This window comes from Streptomyces longispororuber (genome assembly GCF_014656095.1).
GTDB lineage: Bacteria > Actinomycetota > Actinomycetes > Streptomycetales > Streptomycetaceae > Streptomyces > Streptomyces longispororuber.
This window is the reverse complement of sequence record NZ_BNBT01000059.1, coordinates 25400-45204: the sequence shown is the minus strand read 5'-3', so window position 1 is coordinate 45204 and position 19805 is coordinate 25400. Positions and strand designations below refer to the sequence as shown.

Here is a 19805-nt window from a genome sequence, read left to right as displayed (position 1 = left end):
GGCCGCGGTCGGGCAGGTGCGGGTCGTCGGCGAGGTTGGTGCCGAAGCCGACGACGACGGTGTGGTCCGCGGCGCGCAGCCGGTGCACGTCGGCGCGGGCCGCGGCGGAGGTGATCCAGCGGCTGGTGCCGTCGGCGGCGGCGGTGCGGCCGTCGAGGGTGGCGGCGTACTTCCAGGTGACGTGCGGGCGGCCGTGGCGCACGGAGGTGAGCCAGGCGGCGTTGACCTCCTCGGCCTCGGCCGCGAGCAGGCCCGCCTCGACGTCCACGCCGGCCGCGCGCAGGGCGGCGCCGCCGCCGGTCGCGGCCGGGTTCGGGTCGCCGACGGCGTACACGACGCGGGCGATCCCGGCGTCGAGCAGCGCCTGGGCGCAGGGGCCGGTGCGACCGGTGTGGTTGCAGGGTTCGAGGGTGACGACGGCGGTGCCGCCGCGGGCCTTCTCGCCGGCCGCGCGCAGGGCGTGGACCTCGGCGTGCGGGCCGCCCGCGCGCTGGTGGTGGCCCTCGCCGACGGTCCGTCCCGCGGCGTCGAGGACGACGCAGCCGACGACCGGGTTGGGGCTGGTGAAGCCGAGTCCGCGCGCGGCGAGCGCGAGGGCGTGCCGCATGGCGGCTGCTTCGGCCTGGGTGGCCACCGGGTCCTCCTGCCTCTTCGGGCACGGACTCCGGGGCGCGTCGAGAAGACGACGGCAAGGACGAGCGGGAGCACACGGGGCCGACGACGCCGGAGGAGACCTGTCCCGGGTACGGAACAAGCCACTACGGCGGGTCGGCACACAGGGGTGTGCCCGCTCGCCGCGCACTGCCTCCCATCCGGACTTTCACCGTCGGTCCAGGAGTTTCACCTGGTCAACCGGCCACTGGAGGTGGCCGGGTCGCGGACTTTAACCGCCGGTTCGGAATTGCACCGACCCCGGAGTGCGCTGCTTTTGGTACCCAGCCAGTGTGCCACGGCTGGTCGCGGGCGTGCGGGGCGCCTTCTGTGGACTGGCTCACAGCGAGTTCCCTTATCAGACCCGGAGTCCGATTCGCGGCCCAATCCGGGCCCAATCCGGTCAGAAGTACGTCAGCGATCCGTCACCGGTACATCAGAGATGCGCCAGAAACGCGCTCCGGATCCACCGGGGCTCCGTCAGGACTCCGCCAGGCCGTGGTCGGGATCCGGCCAAGAACTGGCAGGCGGCCTTCCGGATTTCTATTGGTCCATACCTATTGACGCTCTGGTCTAGTCCTCTTAGCGTCTGCGTCACCTCCGAGGAGTGGCCCGCCCGGTGTGCACGCCTCGGGCCGCCGTCCCCGTTCGTTGTGTGACACCACCCTCCCCAGGAGGAACCACGTGCCCACCCCCACACGCGCGAGAGTCACGCTCCTGGCCGCCGGCACCGCCGCCGCCGGTCTGCTCCTGAGCACGCTCACCGCGACGACCTCGCACGCCGCGGACAACGCGTCCTGCAGACCCGACGGCCTGTACAGCACACCAGGCGTCGACGTCCCCTACTGTTCCGTCTACGACGCCGACGGCCGCGAGAAGATGGGCGCCGACCACCAGCGCCGCGTCATCGGCTACTTCACCGGCTGGCGCACCGGCAAGAACGGCGAGCCCGCCTACCTCGCCTCCGACATCCCCTGGGACAAGGTCACCCACCTCAACTACGCCTTCGCGCACATCGGCAAGGACCACAAGATCTCCGTCGGCTCCGACGGCGAGAAGAACCCCGCCACCGGCATGACCTGGCCGGGGGTCGCGGGCGCCGAGATGGACCCGGGCTTCTCCTACAAGGGCCACTTCAACCTCCTGAACAAGTTCAAGAAGAAGCACCCGGACGTGAAGACCCTGGTCTCCGTGGGCGGCTGGGCCGAGACCGGCGGCTACTTCGGCGACGACGGCAAGCGCGTGAACTCCGGCGGCTTCTACTCGATGGCCACCAACGCCGACGGCTCGGTGAACCAGGCGGGCATCGACACCTTCGCCGACTCGACCGTCGCGTTCATCAAGAAGTACGGCTTCAACGGCGTCGACATCGACTACGAGTACCCGACGACCATGAAGGACGCGGGCAACCCGCTGGACTGGCAGCTCGCCAACGGCCGCCGCGCGGGCCTGGTCAAGGGCTACGCCGCGCTGATGAAGACGCTGCGCCAGAAGCTCGACCGGGCGGGCGCGGCCGACGGCAGGCACTACCTGCTCACGGTGGCGGCCCCCTCCTCCGGCTACCTGCTGCGCGGCATGGAGACCTTCCAGGTCCAGAAGTACCTGGACTACGTCAACATCATGTCGTACGACCTGCACGGCGCCTGGAACGAGCACGTCGGCCCCAACGCCTCGCTGTACGACGACGGCAAGGACTCCGAGCTGGCCGCGGCGGGCGTGTACGGCAGCCAGCAGTACGGCGGCCTCGGCTACCTCAACACCGACTGGGCCTACCACTACTTCCGCGGCTCGATGCCCGCGGGCCGGATCAACATCGGCCTGCCGTACTACACGCGCGGCTTCAAGAACGTGCAGGGCGGCACCGACGGGCTGTGGGGCAAGGCGGCCACGACGAACTGCCCGGCCGGGTCCGGCCTGACCAAGTGCGGTGACGGCGCCGTCGGCATCGACAACCTGTGGCACGACAAGGACGACAACGGCAAGGAGTCCCCGGCCGGTTCGAACCCGATGTGGCACGCGAAGAACCTGGAGAAGGGCGTCGTCGGGGACTACGTGACCAAGTACGGCTTCCCCGCCGACACCAAGCTCACCGGCACCTACGCGCGCAAGTACGACTCGACGCTGGTCGCGCCCTGGCTGTGGAACGCCGACAAGAAGGTCTTCCTGTCCACCGAGGACGAGCAGTCGGTGAAGGCCAAGGCCGACTACGTGGTCGACAAGGGCATCGGCGGCACGATGGTCTGGGAGCTGGCCGGTGACTACGGGTACAACGCCGCCAAGGGCCAGTACGAGATCGGCGACACGCTGACGACGGCGATGTACGAGAAGTTCAAGTCGGCCACCCCGTACGGCGCGAAGGTGGCGGGCAAGGAGCTGCCGGCCAAGGCCGTGGACATCGGCGTGGAGTTCGGCGACTTCAAGCTCGGCGACTCCAACTACCCGATCACGCCGAAGCTGAAGATCACCAACAACACGAGGACGACGCTGCCCGGCGGCACGGAGTTCCAGTTCGACTACTCCACCTCCGCCCCGGCCAACGCCTCCGACCAGTCCGGCTTCGGCACGAAGGTGATCAGCAGCGGCCACACCGGGAACAACGTCGGCGGCCTGAAGGGCGACTTCCACCGGGTCTCGCTGAAGCTCCCGGCCTGGCAGACGCTGGCGCCCGGCGCGTCCGTGGACCTGTCCTTCAACTACTACCTGCCGGTGTCGACCCCCTCCAACTGGACCGTGACCATCGGCGGCACGACGTACGCGCTCGCCGGTGACCTGGCCCGCGGCACCACCGTGGTCGAGCCCGGCGGCGGTCCGACCGATCCGCCCGGGCCGACGGACCCGCCCGGGAAGTGCACCGCGCCCGCGTGGAGCGCGACCTCGGAGTACGGCTCCGGGACGACCGTGTCCCACAAGGCGCACACCTGGAAGGCCAAGTGGTGGACGAAGGGCGAGGAGCCCGGCTCCACCGGGCAGTGGGGGGTCTGGCAGGACCTGGGAGCCTGCTGACGCCCTGACCGGGCACCCGTGACCGAGGGGGCCCGGGGGAGCCGCTCCCCCGCCCCCTCCCGCAGACGCCCGGCGGCGGGAAGAACGTGCCCTTGCCCCGCCGCCGGGCTTCCACCCCGCCCCGGCCCGCTCCTCCCCGCGGGCCGGGGCCTTCGGCTCGTCGGGGGCCCGGGGCCGGCTGCTTCAGGGGCTTCGGTCGGGCCTCTCACGCCCCCGTCGCGAACAGCTCCTCCTGCGCCGCGTCCCGGGCCGTGAGCAGGGCGCCCCGCAGCACCGCCGCGCCGCCCAGCGCGCTGGCCCGCACCTCCGTGCGCAGCGGCGACATCACGGCGACCCGCTCGGCCACGCGCGCGGCCAGGGCCTCGCCGCCCGCCCGCCCCAGCTCCCCGTCGATCCCCCGGCACCCCGGGTCGAGCACGGCCGCGACGGACGCCGCGCCGATGGCCACCCGGTCCGCGAGCGCGGCCAGGAACGGCGCGTGACCGGTGTCGACGGCGTACCGCACCAGCGCGGCCGCGGGCAGCTCGCCCGGCTCCGGCTCGGCCTTCAGGCCGTGGCCGGCCGCGAGGTCGGCCACCGCCGCGGACCCGGCGAGCGAGTGGAAGCCGCCGTCGCAGGCGGTCGCCGTCGGCAGGCCGTCCGTGCCGGGCACCGGCAGGAAGCCGATCTCGCCGGCGCCGCCCGAGGCGCCCCTGCGCAGCACCCCGTCCAGCACGACGGCCGCGCCCGCGCCCGCGCCGAGCCACAGGAGCACGAAGGTGTCCCGGTCGTGGGCGGCGCCGTCGCGCTGCTCGGCGCGCGCCGCGAGGTTGGTCTCGTTCTCCACCAGGACGCGCGCGGGCAGCCGCTCCGTCAGCGCGGTCACCAGGCGCCGGTGCCAGGCCGGCAGGCCCGCCGAGTCGCGCAGGTCCCCGGTGGCCGGGTCGATGAGGCCGGGGGCGCCGACGCCGACGGTGTGCAGCCGGGTGGCGCCGCCCGCGGCCGCGGTGCGCTCGACCAGGGCGACGGCCCGCTCGACGGCGCGCCCCGTGCCGGTGCCGTCGCCCATGGGCAGCGAGGCCTCGGCGAGCGGCCGGCCGAGCAGGTCGGCGACGACGACGGCCACGCTCTCGGTGCGGACGTCGAGGGCGGCCAGGTGGGCGCGGTCGGCGACTATCCCGTACAGGCGCGCGTTCGGGCCCCGGCGGCGCTCCCCCGCCTCGCCGACCACCGTGATCAGGCCGGCGTCCCGCAGCCGCTCGACGAGGTCGGCGACGGAGGGCCGGGACAGGCCGGTGAGCTCCTTCAACTGCCCCGCCGTCAGCGGGCCCTCGCGCTGCAGCAGGCGCAGCGCGAGCCGGTCGTTGATGGCCCGTGCGGTGCTCGGTGATGCGGGCATGGCCGGATCCTTCCACAGCGCTCACGCCGGTCCGCCGGGGCGGCCGCGCGGTCGCGCGCGATATTCGGTTTCCCGCCTCTCTTCTATCAGGCAGGGTTCCTGATAGTTTACTGCGGCCGGTCCGACCGGGACCGTGGAGGGGTGGAGCGCATGAGTGGGCAGGGCCAAGTGGCGTACAGCAAGGAACGGTTGAGCCGGGCGCGGCTGGCCGTGGCGGTCGTCTTCTGCGTGCACGGAGCGGTCGCCGGGTCGTTCGCGACCCGGGTGCCGTGGATCCAGGACCACGCGGGCGTCAGCGCCGGCATGCTCGGCCTGGCGCTCGCCTTCCCGGCGATCGGCGCCTCGCTCGCGATGCCGCTGGCGGGCTGGGTGAGCCACCGCTTCGGCGCCCGTACGGCGCTGCGCGGGCTGCTCGCGCTGTGGACGCTGGCGCTGACGCTGCCCTCGCTCGCGCCGAACATGGTCACGCTGTGCGCGGCCCTCTTCGTGTACGGCGCGACCTCCGGGATGGCGGACGTCGCGATGAACGCGCTGGGCGTCGAGGTCGAGAACCGCCTGGAGAAGTCCATCATGTCGGGGCTGCACGGCATGTGGAGCGCGGGCGCCCTGATCGGCTCGGCGGGCGGCACCGTGGCGGCCCACCTGGGCGCGGACGCGCGGCTGCACCACGCCCTCGCGGCGGCGGTGCTCACCGTGGCGGGCCTCGTCGTCTGCCAGGGCGTGCTCGACCTGCGCAGCACCCCGGAGGAGGAGCCGCCGCCGCGCTTCGCGCTGCCGCCGAGGTCGGCGCTGCTGATCGGCGCGGTCGGGTTCTGCGCGGTGTTCGCCGAGGGCGCGAGCCTGGACTGGTCGGCGGTGTACCTCAAGGACGTGCTGGACTCCTCGGCGGGCCTGGCCGCGGCGTGCACCACCGGCTTCACGCTGACGATGGCCGTGGCCCGGTTCGCGGGCGACAAGGTGGTCGACCGGTTCGGCGCGGTCCGCACCGTGCGGGTGGGCGGGGCGTGCGCCGCGCTCGGCGGCCTCCTCGTGGTGACCGCGCCGCACGCGGCCCTCGCCATGACCGGCTTCGCGCTCCTGGGCCTCGGCATCGCGGTCGTCGTCCCGCTGGCCTTCGCGGCGGCCGGGCGCAGCGGGCCGAACCCGAGCCAGGCCATCGCGGGCGTCGCCACCATCACGTACACCTCCAGCCTCGTCGCCCCGTCGGCGATCGGCGCGCTCGCCGACGCCACCAGCCTGGTCGCCTCCTTCGGCCTGGTCACGGTCCTCGCGTGCGGGCTGATGGCGTTCGCCGGGGTGATGCGCACGAACGGCCGCCCGGCGGCGGGCGCGGGCGCCCCGGAGGCGGCGACGGCGGAGCGGAAGGGCTGACCGGCCCCGGCCCGGCCGCCGGGACCCTCCTCCGCGGGGGGCGGCGCCGGGCCGGGCACAGGGCCCTGACCAGGGGGGTGAGCGGGCGGGCCGCGCGGGGCTCGAAGAGACCTGGTCCTTATGTCGCATTAACATGTCGACGCTGATCGTCCCGCGCACAGAAAGTGAACTCACCATGGATCTCGGCGTGCGCTGGAGACTGCACGGCGACGGGCGCACCCCCGCGCCCGGGGCCGTCGTCCGCCCCGACGAACGGCTCTCGTGGCCCCGCACGGCCGGGCTCGGCGCCCAGCACGTGGTGGCGATGTTCGGGGCGTCGTTCGTCGCCCCGGTGCTCATGGGCCTGGACCCGAACCTCGCGATCATGATGTCGGGCGTCGCGACCGTCATCTTCCTGCTCGCCACCCGCGGCCGCGTGCCCAGCTACCTCGGCTGCTCGCTGTCGTTCGTGGGCGTGGCCGCGGTGATCCGCGCCCAGGGCGGCTCCAGCGCGACGGTGACCGGGGCCGTGTTCGTGGTGGGCGCGGCCCTCTTCGTGGTGGGCCTCGCGGTGCAGCGGTTCGGCGCGCGGATCATCCACGCGGCGATGCCGCCGATCGTCACCGGCGCGGTCGTCATGCTCATCGGCTTCAACCTCGCGCCGGTGACGGCCTCGACCTACTGGCCGCAGGACCAGTGGACGGCGCTGCTCGTGATGCTGTTCACCGGTCTGGCCGTGGTGTGCCTGCGCGGCTTCTGGTCCCGGATCGCCATCTTCCTCGGCCTGGTCTTCGGCTACGCGCTGTCCTGGGTGCTCGACACGGTCTTCGGCAGGATCCACTCGGCGGACGGCTCCGGCAAGGTCACCGACCACTGGCGCCTGGACTTCTCGGCGGTCGGCGACGCCGACTGGATCGGCCTGCCCTCCTTCCACGCCCCGGCCTTCGAGTGGTCGGCGATCCTCGTCGCGCTGCCCGTGGTGATCGCCCTCGTCGCCGAGAACGCGGGCCACGTCAAGGCCGTCGGCGAGATGACCGGCGACGACCTGGACGGCAAGCTGGGCACCGCGATCTCCGCGGACGGCGCCGCGTCCATGCTGTCCACGGCCGTCGGCGGCCCGCCGAACACCACGTACTCCGAGAACATCGGCGTGATGGCCGCGACCCGCGTCTACTCCACCGCCGCGTACTGGGCGGCGGCGGGCTTCGCACTGCTCTTCGGCCTGTGCCCGAAGTTCGGCGCGGTCGTCGCCGCGATCCCGGGCGGCGTGCTCGGCGGCATCACCGTCATCCTGTACGGCATGATCGGCCTGCTCGGCGCCCAGATCTGGATCAACGCCGGGGTGGACCTGCGCAACCCGCTGAACCTGGTCCCGGCCGCCGCGGGCATCATCATCGGCGTCGGCAACGTCTCCCTGAAGTTCACCGACACCTTCTCCCTCAGCGGCATCGCCCTCGGCACCCTCGTGGTGATCACCGGCTACCACGTGCTGCGCGCGTTCGCCCCCGCCCACCTGAAGACCCAGGAGCCGCTCCTGGACGCGGGGACGTCCTCGTACGACGAGCGGGAGACGGACGGGCGGGGCGCCCGGCACCCCGGCGAGCCGCAGCCGCCCGCCGAGCCGTAGGCCCCGCGAGCCAGGGGCGCCCGCCGTCCCCCGTTTCGGGGAAGCGCCCGCCCGGCGGCCCCGCCCGCCGGGCCGGGGCTGGGACCCTGCCCCCATGGCGCGGTTGGAGCGGTTGGCCGAGTGCACGCACCCGGCGCACGGAGTGGACACGGTGGTCGCGCGCATGCGCGCGCTGGACGGGACATGGGCGCGCGGCGACGGCGTGGCGGTCTTCAACCGCGTGTACCTGGCGGTGACCCAGGAGCTCGGACGACACGTCGGCGCGGGGGCCTTCCCGGACGCCGAGGCCGCCGCCACGCTGGGCGTCCGGTTCGCCGAGCGCTACCTGGCGGCCGTGGACGCGGTGGCCGCCGACCGGCGCCCGCCCGCGTGCTGGCGCCCGCTGTTCCAGCTCCGGCGCCATCCCGGCGTACGGCCGGTCCAGTTCGCCCTGGCGGGCATCAACGCGCACATCGGCCACGACCTGGCGCTCGCCGTCGTGGACACCTGCCGCGGCATCGGCTGCGAACCGGCCGACCTGGAGGACGAGTTCGACCGCGTGGGCGACATCCTCGTGGCCCTGGAGGAGCGGGTCCGCGAGGAGCTGATGCCGGGCCCCGACGTGTTCCAGGTCGCCGACCCGCTGACCCATCTGCTCGGCTCCTGGAGCCTGGAGCGGGCCCGGGACGGCGCCTGGTCGGCCGCGCGGACCCTGTGGACGCTGCGCCCGTTCCCGGGCGTCGCCGAGGAGTTGCGCGAGCGGCTCGACGGGGCGGTGGGCGTGGTGGGGCGGATGCTGCTCACCCCGCTGCCGGACTGACACACCTCGCGCCGCCTGAGCCGGATCACCCCGCTGCCGGACTGACACACCACACACCTGGCGCCGCCTGCCGGACCACCCCGCACCGGCCGCCGACTCACCGCCCACCGGCTCGCTCCGGACCGCCTGCCGGGTCATCCCGCACCACCCGTTGGGTCACCCCGCACCGGCCGCCGGATCCAGCCACGCCGCTATCGGCAGCCTCCTGCACACCCCTGCGTTCGTTGTACGTTGCACCGCTCAACCACGAACCGACGCAGGAGGACATCCATGGCGACCCGACTGGGGCTCGGCCTTCCGCAGATGAAGTGGACCCACCTGGGGCGCGACGTGCCCGACGTGGCCCGCGCCGCCGAGCGGACCGGTTTCGACAGCCTGTGGGTCTTCGAGCGCGTCCTGTTCCCCGACCCGCCCACGCAGGGCCTCTTCGGCGTCCCGGGCCTGCCCTGGCCGGACAGCTACCGCTCGGTCGCCGACCCGCTGGTCACGCTCACGCTCGCCGCCGCGGCCACCGAGCGGGCCGTGCTCGGCACCAGCGTCCTGGTGGCCCCGCTGCACGTGCCGTTGCAGCTCGCCCGCTCGCTGGCGTCGCTCGACGCGGCCAGCGGCGGCCGGGTGGTGGCGGGGCTCGGCACCGGCTGGTCCCTGGACGAGTACGCGGCGGCCTCGGTGGCCCCCTTCGAGCGGCGCGGCAAGGTGCTCGACGAGCTGATCGACGTGTGCCGCGCGGTGTGGGGCCCGGACCCGGTGGCGTACGAGGGCGAGCTGACCCGGATCGCGTCCGCCGAGGTGGGTCCGAAGCCCGCGCGGCCCATCCCCGTCCTGCTGCCCGCGAGCAGCCCGCGCGCCCTGCGCCGCCTCGTGGACCGCGCGGACGGCTGGATGCCCGTGGCCACGGGTGCCGGCGCGCTCGCCGAGCAGTGGCGCCGGGTGCGGGACGCGGCCGCCGAGCGCGGCCGCGAGCGGCCCCTGCGGACCGTGCTGCGCGTGAACACGCGCTACACGCCCGAGCCGTACGACGGCGACGACCGCTCCCCGTTCCAGGGGAACGTGGAGCAGATCGTCGAGGACCTGGCCGCGCACGCCGAGGTGGGCCTGGACGAGATCCTGATCGACCTCCAGAGCGGCGTGCGCGACGCCAAGGAGCTCATCGACGTCGCCGCCGAGGTGTACGCGGCGGCGCGTACGGCCGGGATCTGAGCGGAGCCCGGGGGCCTCAGTCCTCCGGCAGCTCGACCGGCGCGATCTCGTCGTAGAGGTCGCCGGGGCCGGGGTTCGTCGGGTCGGTCTCGCCGCCGAAGTGGTGCATGACGCCCCACACGGCGTTCAGCGCGGTCGTCACGGCGCCCTCGGCCCAGCCCGCCGTCCAGGAGATGTCGTCGCCCGCGAGGAAGATGCCGCGCTTGTCCTCGGGGAGGCGGTCCTGCATGAAGTGCGTGAACAGGCGCCGCTGGTAGCGGTAGTGGCCCGGCAGGTTGGCCTTGAACGCGCCCATGAAGTAAGGCTCGTTCTCCCAGGACACGGTCACCGGGTTGCCGATGATGTGCTTCCTGATGTCGACCTTCGGGTAGATCTTGCCGAGCGAGTCGAGCATGACCTCCATGCGCTCGTTCGCCGACAGCGGCAGCCACTTCAGACTGTCGTCGCACCAGGTGTAGGAGAGGCAGATGACGGCGGGCTTGTCCGGCCCGTCGTCGAGCAGGTAGGTGCCGCGGGTCATGCGGTCGGTGAGCGTCATCGACATGACGTCACGCCCCGTCTCCTCGTCCTTGTCCAGCCAGAACGGCCGGTCGACGGGCACGAAGAGCTTGCTCGACTCCATGTAGTGCGTGCGCTCCATCGCCGTCCAGTGGTCGATGGGGAACAGCGAGTCGTCGCACTCGATCTTGGAGAGCAGCATCCAGGACTGGGCGGTGAAGATCACGGCCCGGTAGGTGCGGATGTCGCCGTTGGCGTCGGTGACGGTGACGCGGTTGCCCGCGGTGCGGTGCAGCCGGGTCACGGCCGGCTTCGGCGCGCGGTTGTCGTGCAGCGAGGCCAGGGAGGTGCCGAGCGGCCAGTGCGTGATCTTCTGCGGCTCGCGCTCCCACAGCCGCAGCGGCAACTGCTGGGAGCCGCCGACGATGCCGCGGTGGTGGTCGTCGGCCTCGGTGTAGACGACGCGCAGGATCTCCAGGATGGAATTCGGGAAGTCGGTGTCCCAGCCGCCGGTGCCGAAGCCGACCTGGCCGAAGATCTCGCGGTGGCGGAAGGACTTGAAGGCCTCGGACTCGCAGAGGAAGCCGTAGAACGTCTGGTTGTCGAGCTTCTCGACGAGCTTCGCCCAGATCTCCCGGATGCGCGGCACGTCGCGCTCGCGCAGCGCGCGGTTCATGTCGGAGAAGTCCGCGCCCTCCTCCAGGCAGTCCGCCCACGCCTTGGCCACGTCGCGGTAGACCTGCGGCAGGTCGTCGACGGTCTCGGCGTAGTGCGACTCGCCCTTGAGGTCGACGACGGTCGACGGCGTCGCCTCGGCGAGCGGGTTCGGGAACGGCCGGGTCTTCAGGCCGACCAGGTCGATGTAGTGCTGGAGGGCCGTGGAGGACGGCGGGAAGCGCATCGCGCCCATCTCGGCCGTCAGGCCCTCGGCCTCGGGGCCGTCGAAGCCGACGGTGCGCAGCCGGCCGCCGATCTGGTCGGCCTCGTACACGACGGGCTTGAGGCCCATCTTCATCAGCTCGTACGCCGCCACGATGCCGGACAGGCCGCCGCCGATGACGGCGACCTCGGCGCCGTGCTCGGTCGCGGGTATCTGGCCGAGGCCGGCCGGGTGCGCGAGGAAGTCGTCGTACGCGTACGGGAAGTCCGGCCCGAACATGGTGATGGGCGGCTGGGCGTCGGTGTGCTGGATGGCGGTGGGCACCGTGGACGTCATGGGGTACGGACTCCTTGCGGCAAGGTACGGAAGCTCGTGCGGGGGGGGGAGGTGTCACATCAGGGACGCGTACAGGCCGGGGCGGCGGTCGCGCAGATAGGGGTTGGCCTCGCGGGAGGCGGCGAGGAACTCCGGGTCGGCGTCGGCGAACACCAGCTCGTCGCCGCGCCCGGCCCGGGCGCGGGCCACACCGTCGGGCCCGGCGAGCGTGGACAGGCCGACGAACTCGAACTCGCCCTCCTGCCCGACGCGGTTGACGTACGCGACGTACATCTGGTTCTCGAAGGCGCGCACCGGCACGACGGACTCGGCGACGAACTGGAAGGGGTGCATCTGCGCCGTCGGGACGAGCAGCAGGTCGGTGCCGGCGAGGGCGTGCGCGCGGACGTTCTCCGGGAACTCCACGTCGTAGCAGATCATCAGGCCGACCGTGAGGCCGTCGAGCTCGGCCTGGACGACGGCCCGCTCCCCCGGTGTGAAGTGGTCGCGCTCGAAGCAGCCGAAGAGGTGGGTCTTGCGGTAGTTGGCGAGGCGCGTGCCGTCGGCGCCGATGAGCTGGACGGCGTTGAAGACGTCCGCGCCGTCGCGCTCCGGGTAGGCGTAGGCGACGGCCACGCCGTGGCGGGCCGCGATCTCGGCGACGGAGTCGGCCGCCTCGCCGTCGGCGGGCTCGGCCAGGCGCGGCACGTCGGCGCCGATCGCGTAGCCCGTCAGGAACATCTCCGGCGTCACCAGGAGCCGCGCCCCGGCCGCGGCGGCGCGGGCGGCGGCCTCGTCCAGGGCCTTGAGGTTGGCGGCGACGGAACCGGGACGCCCCGAGCTCTGGAGCAGGGCGGTGCGCAGCGACGGCATGGCTGACCTCAAGGACGCGGGGAAAGGGGTGAGTGAGTCGGATAGACCGTACGTTTCACGGGAGCGGCGGGACAAGACACGACCGTTGCGGCTGCCTGCGTGATCCGTTGCGCGTCGGGGCGCTCCGGCGGCGATTCGTTGCGCACGGGCGTACGGGCCTCGCGGGCAAGCCGTACGAAACGCGTACGGGCGGTGTAGCCCTGCGGTAGCCGTCGCCGTCCGCCCCGGGGCGCAGCCGGGCGCCCGGCCCCTCCCCCGCGCGGCGGAAGCGGAGAGCAGCCTCGGGCGCGACGTGCCGGGGCCCCGCTCCGGGAGATCGTGAGGTCACCCGGAACGACCGGGCCGACCGACAGACCGGAGGGCTTCCCATGAGCCGCATCACCTTCACCCGCTCCAGCACCCGCGCCCTGGCCGTGGGCGCCGCGCTCCTGCTCACCGCGGGCGCGGCGGGCGCCGCCGTGGCGTCCGGCGAGGACGGTACGCGCCCGGCACCCGCCGCCGAGGCGAAGCCGCGCGAGGCCGCCGCGCTCACCGGCTCGGCCAAGCTGTTCCGCAAGACGACGGAGGACGTCACGTTCACCTTCGACGCGCACCTGGCCGCCAAGGACAGGAAACGGCCGGACAAGGCGACCGGCATCTTCAGGTTCGTGCACCTGGACCGGCCGGGCGGCGAGGGCGGCTGGGCGAAGGGCCGCATCGACTGCCTGCTGACGGGCGGCAAGGTGGCGTCGGCGACCGGCATCATCACCGAGTCCAACATCAAGGAGATCAAGGGCAGCCGCGTCGGCTTCAGCGTCCACGACCAGGGCAAGCAGGACCGGCTGGGCTATAGCTGGGCCGCGATCGGCGGCCCCGACGGCACGAAGAAGCTGACGAAGTGCACCAGCGCCGCCCCCTTCGAGAAGGTCAAGAAGGGCACGGGCGACTTTCACGTACTCCCGTGGAAGGTGCCGTACCCGACTCCCTGAGGCGCCTTGGGGGAAGCGCCCCGAAGGGGCGCGGGGCTGATTCCCTGTGCGGCTCCGCCGCGTGGGCGCGACCAGCCCGATCGCACCCGCAGTCGCGAGCGAACCAACCACGGCACCCCCTAGGCGGGCGAACCAGAAGAAAACCGGCGCATCAAGGGCGACAGCACCAGCACGGACTTGGTCCGCTCCACGAACGGCTCCCCCGCGATCCGCTCCAGCACCCGCTCGAAGTGCCGCATGTCCGCGGCGAAGACCTGCACGATCGCGTCCGCCTCCCCGGTCACGGTGGAGGCGGACGCGATCTCGGGGTACCGCTCCAGACCCCGCTGGATCGCCTCCGGCGAGGTGTTGCGCCGGCAGTAGATCTCGATGAACCCCTCGGTCTCCCAGCCGAGCGCGGCCGGGTCGACCCGGACGGTGAACCCGGTGATGGCTCCGGTGGCCCGCAGCCTGTCCACGCGCCGTTTCACGGCGGGCGCGGACAGGCCGACGAGCTGGCCGATGTCGGCGTAGGAGCGGCGGGCGTCCTCGGCGAGGGCGTGCACGATGCGTTCGTCGAGATCGTTCAGTCGCACAGGGGGTCGTTCACTTTTCTGCGTGGCGCTGCACGCGGGTCACTTCGCTGTGGAGACCTCCCCGGCGGCGGACTCGGTCTCCAGACGGGAGCGGCGCATCCCGTACAGGAAGTAGAACACGAGCCCGACGGCCATCCAGACACCGAAGACCGCCCAGGTGACCGCGTCGAGGTTGTACATGTTGTAGGCGCAGAAGCCGAAGCCGAGCACCGGGAAGAGCCAGCCGAGCGGCACCCGGAAGGTGCGCGGCATGTCCGGGCGGGTGCGGCGCAGCACGATCACGGCGATGTTGACCAGGCCGAAGGCGAAGAGCGTGCCGATGCTGGTGGCGTCGACGAGCTTGCCGAGCGGGACGACGGAGGCGAGCGCGCCGCAGAACAGCGACACCAGGACGGTGTTCACGCGGGGCGTGCCGGTCTTGCCGCTGACCCGGGCGAACGCCTTGGGCACGAGGCCGTCGCGGGACATCGCGAACAGCACGCGGGTCTGGCCGTAGAGCACGGTCAGGACGACGCTGGCGATGGAGATGACCGCACCGGCGGCGAGCAGCGTGCCCCAGACGGTCTGGCCCGTGACGTCGTTCATGATCGCGGTCAGCGACGCCTCGGAGCCCTCGAAGTCCTTCCAGTTCCAGGCGCCGACGGCGACCGCGGCGACCAGGACGTACAGCGCGGTCACGATGATCAGCGAGAGCATGATCGCGCGCGGCAGGTCGCGCTGCGGGTTCTTGGCCTCCTCACCGGCGGTGGAGGCGGCGTCGAAGCCGATGTACGAGAAGAACAGGCTGGCCCCGGCCGCGCTGACGCCGGCGACGCCGAGCGGCATGAAGTCGGAGTAGTTGCCGGACTTGAAGCCCGTGAAGCCGACGGCGCAGAACAGGATCAGGGCCGCGATCTTCACGATGACCATGATCGTGTTGGCGCGGGCGGACTCCTTGGCGCCGCCCAGCAGGAACACCATGGCGAGCAGCACCACGATCAGGCCGGGCAGGTTGATGAGGGCGCCGTCGGCCTCGCCGGGCGCCGCGGAGAGCGCGTCCGGGATGGTGACGCCGATGGTGCCGTCGAGCAGCTCGTTCAGGTACTCGCCCCAGCCGACGGCGACGGCCGCGACGGACACGCCGTACTCCAGGACCAGGCACCAGCCGCAGACCCAGGCGACGAGTTCGCCCATCGTTGCGTATGCGTACGAGTAGGAGGAGCCCGCGACCGGGATGGAGCCGGCCAGTTCGGCGTAGGAGAGGGCCGAGAAGAGGGCGGTGAGACCGGCGATCACGAAGGAGATCGTGACGGCCGGACCGGCCTTCGGGACGCTCTCGCCGAGCACCACGAAGATGCCGGTGCCGAGCGTCGCACCGATGCTGATCATGGTGAGCTGCCACATGCCGAGGGTGCGGCGCAGCGTGCCGCCCTCGCCCTGACCACCCTCGGCGATCAGGCGGTCCACCGGCTTGCGCCGTGTCATTCGGCTGCCGAGCCCACCGACGCCCTGGGGGCGTGGGCGGGGCTGCGGGGGTGCGCCCTGGTCGAGCATCGGGCTGGCTCCTCAATCGCTGTCGGTCGGTGGGCGGGACCTCACGGCAGCCCGTGGAGAACACGGGAACCCACCGAGCAGGCAGTCCCCGCCACGCCACGTACAGCGCCCGACTCTAAGGGGTTGCGCTTCCCAGCCGAAATGCAGCAACGTTGCGCATCAGCACAAGATCGTTGCGTGACTGCCGCCCTGGCGGGACTTTGTTGCGCCGCCCCTTTCGTCCGTTGCGTGACGCCCGTTTTGCTCCGGTGCGCGCACGGACCTCCGGCTTCCGTTTTCCCGTCCGCCCAGGGCTCCGGGAACCCGCCCGCCCAGGGGCTCCGGGAACCCGTCTGCCCAGGAGCTCCGGGAAAATGCCGACGGCCCCCCGCGAGCGTGCTCGCGGGGGGCCGTCGGCGTGGCGGGAAGGGGTCAGCTCCAGCTCGCGTGCAGCGGCTTGCCCTCGGCGTATCCGGCGGCGCTCTGGATGCCGACGGTGGCCTTCTCGGCGAACTCCTCCAGGGAGGCGGCGCCGGCGTAGGTGCAGGACGAGCGGACGCCCGCGATGATCGAGTCGATCAGGTCCTCGACGCCCGGGCGCGCCGGGTCCAGGAACATGCGGGAGTGCGAGATGCCCTCCTCGAACAGCGCCTTGCGGGCGCGGTCGTAGGCGGACTCCTCGGCCGTGCGGTTGCGCACCGCGCGGGCCGAGGCCATGCCGAACGACTCCTTGTACAAGCGACCGTTCGCGTCCTGCTGGAGGTCGCCCGGGGACTCGTACGTGCCCGCGAACCAGGAGCCGATCATGACGTTGGACGCGCCGGCGGCGAGCGCCATGGCCACGTCGCGCGGGTGCCGCACGCCGCCGTCGGCCCAGACGTGCTTGCCGTACTTCTTGGCCTCGGCGGCGCACTCCAGGACCGCGGAGAACTGCGGGCGGCCCACGCCGGTCATCATGCGCGTGGTGCACATGGCGCCCGGTCCGACGCCCACCTTGATGATGTCGGCACCGGCCTCGATCAGGTCGCGCACGCCCTCGGCGGCGACGATGTTGCCCGCCACGATCGGAACCTTCGGGTCGAGCGCGCGCACGGCCTTGACCGCGGCGATCATCGACTCCTGGTGGCCGTGCGCGGTGTCCACGACGAGCGTGTCCACGCCGGCGTCGAGGAGCTGCTTGGCCTTGCCCGCCACGTCGCCGTTGATGCCCACGGCGGCGGCGATACGGAGCTTGCCGTTGGCGTCCACGGCGGGCTTGTAGAGGGTCGCGCGCAGGGCGCCGGTGCGGGTCAGGATGCCCGCGAGGCGGCCGTCCTTGTCGACGGCGGGCGCGTAGCGGCGGTTGGCGCCGTCCAGCTTGTTGAAGGCGTCGCGCGGGTCGATGTCCGCGTCCAGCAGCAGGAGGTCCTTCGACATGACCTCGGAGAGCTGCGTGAAGCGGTCCACGCCGTTCAGGTCGGTGTCGGTGACCACGCCGACCGGCCTGTGGTCACCGTCCACCACGACGCCCGCGTTGTGCGCGCGCTTGGGCAGCAGCGACAGGGCGTCGGCGACGGTCTGCGTGGGGGCGAGGACGATGGGGGTGTCGAGGACGTGGTGCCGCGTCTTCACCCAGGAGATGACCTCGGTGACGACCTCGATCGGGATGTCCTGCGGAATGACGACGAGGCCGCCGCGGCGGGCGACGGTCTCGGCCATGCGACGGCCCGCGATCGCCGTCATGTTGGCCACGACCAGCGGGATCGTGGTGCCGGTGCCGTCGGGCGAGGCGAGGTCGACGCCCTGGCGGGAGCCGACGGCCGAGCGCCGCGGGACCATGAAGACGTCGTCGTACGTCAGGTCGTACGCAGGCTGGATGTCATTGAGGAAACGCACGTGCTGCTCATCCCAGTCGATCAGAGGTGGCCCCCGGACCGGACGGCCGGGGGAAAAGCACGTACTTCATTGTCCCATGCCGGACGTGCTGCGCCGCCTGGGACGATCCCCCAGGCACCCCCGGGACGCGCTGGTCAGATCCTCCAAAGGCCCTTCCCGCGCAGGCCCGGCCTGGGCGGCGGCACCGGCCCCGGCATCCGGGGCCGCGGTCAGGTGCCGAGGGCAAGCACGACCTCCAGGGCCGCGTCCGTGGCGCGCCAGTGGTCCACCGCCGCGGCGAAGACGTCCTGCGCGGTCTCCCAGTCGCCCGGCGCCTCACGGGCGTACTCCTGCCAGCCGGTGACCACCACGAGGCGGCCGGGCGGCGTCGGGGCCCAGGACGGGTCCGTCAGGCAGTCCGCCAGCGCGTCCCAGTTGCGCCCGAACCACCGCGGCAGCGTGAACGCGGTGGCGCACCGGTCCATGAACGCGCCTTTGTCCCGTACGCCGCCCAGGTCCAGGGCGACCGTGGTCCACCCCGTGCCCCGCACGGCCCCGGCCACCCCCGCGAGCGGCCCGTCCGTCCCGCCGGCCCCCGTCACGCTCCCGCCTCCGTCACCGTCACGCTCCCTGCCTCCGTCACGCTTGCGCCTCCGTCATCTGAGGACGGCCGTGAACGACGCGTAGTGGTCGTCCGTGTAGTACGTCTCCCCCGCACGCCCGGTGACCAGGCGCCGGGCGCCGCGGTCGCGCTCGCCGGGGGTGCGGACGGTGTACTCGCGGTAGTAGCCGCGCGGCTTGCGCGGCAGCTCGCCCTCGAAGTTGCCGAACACCGTGCCGTCCTTCGGGTACGGGTACGGCCCGCCCTCGTCGATGAGGCGCAGGGTGCGGCGGGCCTCGGCGGGCAGCCGCTCGGCCGTGACGGCCGGCATGCCCCGCGCCCAGGCGGGCGTCGAGGCCGTGGGCCCGGCCTGCTCGCGCTCCGTGCCGCAGCCCGTGGTGAGCACCGCGAGGCAGCACAGGAGCGCGCCGAGCACCCGCCCGGCCGACCGAACGATCATGGGCCCGATGCTGCCACAGCCGCCGTGCCCCGGCACCCGCCGACGGCCGGAGCGGCCCCGGCCGGACGCCGTGCGGGGCGTCCGGCCGGGGCCGTTCCGAAGGAGCGGGTCAGCTCCCGTCGGGGTCCGCGCGGTCGAGCGCGGGGCGCGGCGCCGGTCCGGCCTCCAGCAGGCGGTCGGCGGCCGCCGTGTCGGTGACCAGGCTGGTCACGAGCCCGGAGCGCAGCACCGCGTCGATGGCCGCCGCCTTGCGCTGGCCCCCGGCGATCGCGACGACCTCCGGGATGCGGCGCAGCCGGTCCGCCTCGACCGTGATGCAGCGCTCGCCGAGGTCACGGCCGACGCGGCGGCCCTCGGCGTCGAAGAGGTGCGCGGACATCTCGGCGGCGACGCCGAGGGAGGCGTAGTGCGCGCGCTCCTCGTCCGTGAGCATGTCGTGCACGGTGGAGATGCCGGGCTCCCAGGAGCCGATGGACACGGCGGCGACGGTGACCTTGTCGAAGTACTCGAAGGCGCGGGCGATGCCGGTCTGGTGGCGCAGCGCGGCGGCCGTCGCCGCGTCGGGCAGCAGCATCGGCGCGTAGATGGGGTGGGCGTCACCCCCGGAGACCTGCGCGGCGCGGCGCACGGCCTCGACCGAGCCGCGCTCGGCGGTCCCCGCGTCGTACACGCCGGTGAGCTGCACGACCGTGCACGGCGGCAGTGCTTCGAGGGCCGCCGCCATGGTGATGGTGGAGCGGCCCCAGGCGAGGCCGAGCACGTCGCCCTCGGTCACCAGTTCGCCGAGGAGTCCCGCCGCGACCTCGCCGAGGTTCTCCGGATCGGGGGAGTCGTCGGGGTCGTCGGCGGAGGTCGGGGACTCGACGACGACGGCGTGCCGGAGGCCGTAGCGGGCGCGCAGCGCGTCCGAGCGCTCGGCGTCCAGCTCCGCGGGCACGCGGATCTCGATCCGTACAAGGTCACGTTCGAGCGCCGTCTCCAGGACCCGGGCCACCTTGAAGCGGCTGACGCCGAACTCCTCGGCGATCTGGATCTTGGACTTGCCCTCGAGATAGAAGCGGCGGGCCATGGCCGCCGCCTGCACCAGCTCCGCGGGTCCCATCCGCATGGCTGACCGACCCGCCGACATGGCCGACACGGCGCTCTCCTCACTGCTCATGACTGCTCACTGCTGATCACGACATTCGTACACCTGGATGCGTTGTTCATCCTCGCAGATCCCGCGTACGTGATCAGCCCTGATGGACTGCGTTCACGTTCC

The 19805-nt window shown here is 72.8% G+C and carries 16 protein-coding genes and 1 riboswitch; of the genes, 6 read left to right on the top strand and 10 right to left on the bottom strand.

Features of this window, described 5'->3' with window-relative positions; translation table 11 throughout:
- The coding region (ribD, locus tag IE330_RS19585; RefSeq protein WP_190137355.1) for a bifunctional diaminohydroxyphosphoribosylaminopyrimidine deaminase/5-amino-6-(5-phosphoribosylamino)uracil reductase RibD at positions 1-607 on the bottom strand (607 nt) is incomplete at its 3' end.
- Positions 608-794: 187 nt separating this feature from the next.
- Positions 795-925: riboswitch (FMN riboswitch) on the bottom strand.
- Between the two features lie 410 nt (positions 926-1335).
- On the opposite strand from ribD, the gene IE330_RS19580 reads away from it, so the two are divergent.
- The gene (locus tag IE330_RS19580) at positions 1336-3654 is read left to right on the top strand and encodes a chitinase C-terminal domain-containing protein (RefSeq protein ID WP_190137351.1); all 2319 of its coding nucleotides are present in this window, start codon (positions 1336-1338) and stop codon (positions 3652-3654) included.
- A 205-nt stretch (positions 3655-3859) separates the two neighbouring features.
- Here IE330_RS19580 and IE330_RS19575 read toward each other — a convergent pair whose 3' ends face one another.
- Positions 3860-5032, bottom strand: a complete 1173-nt coding sequence (locus IE330_RS19575) for an ROK family transcriptional regulator (protein WP_190137350.1) — start codon at positions 5030-5032, stop codon at positions 3860-3862.
- Positions 5033-5182: 150 nt separating this feature from the next.
- Between IE330_RS19575 and IE330_RS19570 the strand changes: the two genes are divergently transcribed.
- The 4 genes from IE330_RS19570 (at position 5183) to IE330_RS19555 (ending at position 10008) form a co-directional block, all read left to right on the top strand.
- Entirely contained in the window at positions 5183-6403 is a 1221-nt protein-coding gene (locus IE330_RS19570; protein WP_190137349.1) for an MFS transporter, read from the top strand.
- Between the two features lie 175 nt (positions 6404-6578).
- The gene (locus tag IE330_RS19565; protein ID WP_190137354.1) at positions 6579-8009 is read left to right on the top strand and encodes a uracil-xanthine permease family protein; all 1431 of its coding nucleotides are present in this window, start codon (positions 6579-6581) and stop codon (positions 8007-8009) included.
- A 94-nt stretch (positions 8010-8103) separates the two neighbouring features.
- Entirely contained in the window at positions 8104-8808 is a 705-nt protein-coding gene (locus IE330_RS19560; protein WP_190137348.1) for a DUF5995 family protein, read from the top strand.
- Positions 8809-9078: 270 nt separating this feature from the next.
- Entirely contained in the window at positions 9079-10008 is a 930-nt protein-coding gene (locus IE330_RS19555) for an LLM class F420-dependent oxidoreductase (protein WP_190137347.1), read from the top strand.
- 16 nt (positions 10009-10024) lie between these two features.
- Here the strand turns inward: IE330_RS19555 and IE330_RS19550 are convergent, their stop codons facing one another.
- Positions 10025-11722: a flavin monoamine oxidase family protein gene (locus IE330_RS19550; RefSeq protein ID WP_190137346.1), complete on the bottom strand. Its 1698-nt coding sequence runs from the start codon at positions 11720-11722 to the stop codon at positions 10025-10027.
- Between the two features lie 54 nt (positions 11723-11776).
- Positions 11777-12565: a carbon-nitrogen hydrolase family protein gene (locus IE330_RS19545; protein WP_190137353.1), complete on the bottom strand. Its 789-nt coding sequence runs from the start codon at positions 12563-12565 to the stop codon at positions 11777-11779.
- Between the two features lie 377 nt (positions 12566-12942).
- Between IE330_RS19545 and IE330_RS19540 the strand changes: the two genes are divergently transcribed.
- Entirely contained in the window at positions 12943-13542 is a 600-nt protein-coding gene (locus IE330_RS19540; RefSeq protein WP_190137345.1) for a Repetin, read from the top strand.
- A 119-nt stretch (positions 13543-13661) separates the two neighbouring features.
- Here IE330_RS19540 and IE330_RS19535 read toward each other — a convergent pair whose 3' ends face one another.
- From IE330_RS19535 to IE330_RS19510, 6 genes are all read right to left on the bottom strand, one after another.
- Positions 13662-14117 (bottom strand): Lrp/AsnC family transcriptional regulator, encoded by a 456-nt coding sequence (locus tag IE330_RS19535; RefSeq protein ID WP_030360443.1) that lies wholly within the window; start codon positions 14115-14117, stop codon positions 13662-13664.
- A 39-nt stretch (positions 14118-14156) separates the two neighbouring features.
- Positions 14157-15650, bottom strand: coding sequence for an amino acid permease (locus tag IE330_RS19530; protein WP_190137344.1), 1494 nt, complete (start codon positions 15648-15650; stop codon positions 14157-14159).
- A 411-nt stretch (positions 15651-16061) separates the two neighbouring features.
- The gene (locus IE330_RS19525; RefSeq protein ID WP_190137343.1) at positions 16062-17504 is read right to left on the bottom strand and encodes a GuaB1 family IMP dehydrogenase-related protein; all 1443 of its coding nucleotides are present in this window, start codon (positions 17502-17504) and stop codon (positions 16062-16064) included.
- 209 nt (positions 17505-17713) lie between these two features.
- Positions 17714-18085, bottom strand: a complete 372-nt coding sequence (locus tag IE330_RS19520; RefSeq protein ID WP_190137342.1) for a barstar family protein — start codon at positions 18083-18085, stop codon at positions 17714-17716.
- Positions 18086-18139: 54 nt separating this feature from the next.
- A complete protein-coding gene (locus IE330_RS19515) occupies positions 18140-18544 on the bottom strand; it encodes a guanyl-specific ribonuclease (protein ID WP_190137341.1) in 405 nt (134 codons plus the stop codon).
- 109 nt (positions 18545-18653) lie between these two features.
- Complete coding sequence (locus tag IE330_RS19510) at positions 18654-19703, bottom strand: sugar-binding transcriptional regulator (protein ID WP_190137340.1); 1050 nt, start codon at positions 19701-19703, stop codon at positions 18654-18656.
- Between the last annotated feature and the right edge of the window lie 102 nt (positions 19704-19805).

Bases quoted from the DNA above. Each gene is read 5' to 3' on its own strand.
- IE330_RS19550 (WP_190137346.1), bottom strand. From the start codon at position 11,722: ATGACGTCCACGGTGCCCACCGCCATCCAGCACACCGACGCCCAGCCG.
- IE330_RS19570 (WP_190137349.1), top strand. From the start codon at position 5,183: ATGAGTGGGCAGGGCCAAGTGGCGTACAGCAAGGAACGGTTGAGCCGG.
- IE330_RS19575 (WP_190137350.1), bottom strand. From the start codon at position 5,032: ATGCCCGCATCACCGAGCACCGCACGGGCCATCAACGACCGGCTCGCG.
- IE330_RS19515 (WP_190137341.1), bottom strand. From the start codon at position 18,544: ATGATCGTTCGGTCGGCCGGGCGGGTGCTCGGCGCGCTCCTGTGCTGC.
- IE330_RS19565 (WP_190137354.1), top strand. From the start codon at position 6,579: ATGGATCTCGGCGTGCGCTGGAGACTGCACGGCGACGGGCGCACCCCC.
- IE330_RS19540 (WP_190137345.1), top strand. From the start codon at position 12,943: ATGAGCCGCATCACCTTCACCCGCTCCAGCACCCGCGCCCTGGCCGTG.
- IE330_RS19560 (WP_190137348.1), top strand. From the start codon at position 8,104: ATGGCGCGGTTGGAGCGGTTGGCCGAGTGCACGCACCCGGCGCACGGA.
- IE330_RS19510 (WP_190137340.1), bottom strand. From the start codon at position 19,703: ATGAGCAGTGAGGAGAGCGCCGTGTCGGCCATGTCGGCGGGTCGGTCA.
- IE330_RS19555 (WP_190137347.1), top strand. From the start codon at position 9,079: ATGGCGACCCGACTGGGGCTCGGCCTTCCGCAGATGAAGTGGACCCAC.
- IE330_RS19530 (WP_190137344.1), bottom strand. From the start codon at position 15,650: ATGCTCGACCAGGGCGCACCCCCGCAGCCCCGCCCACGCCCCCAGGGC.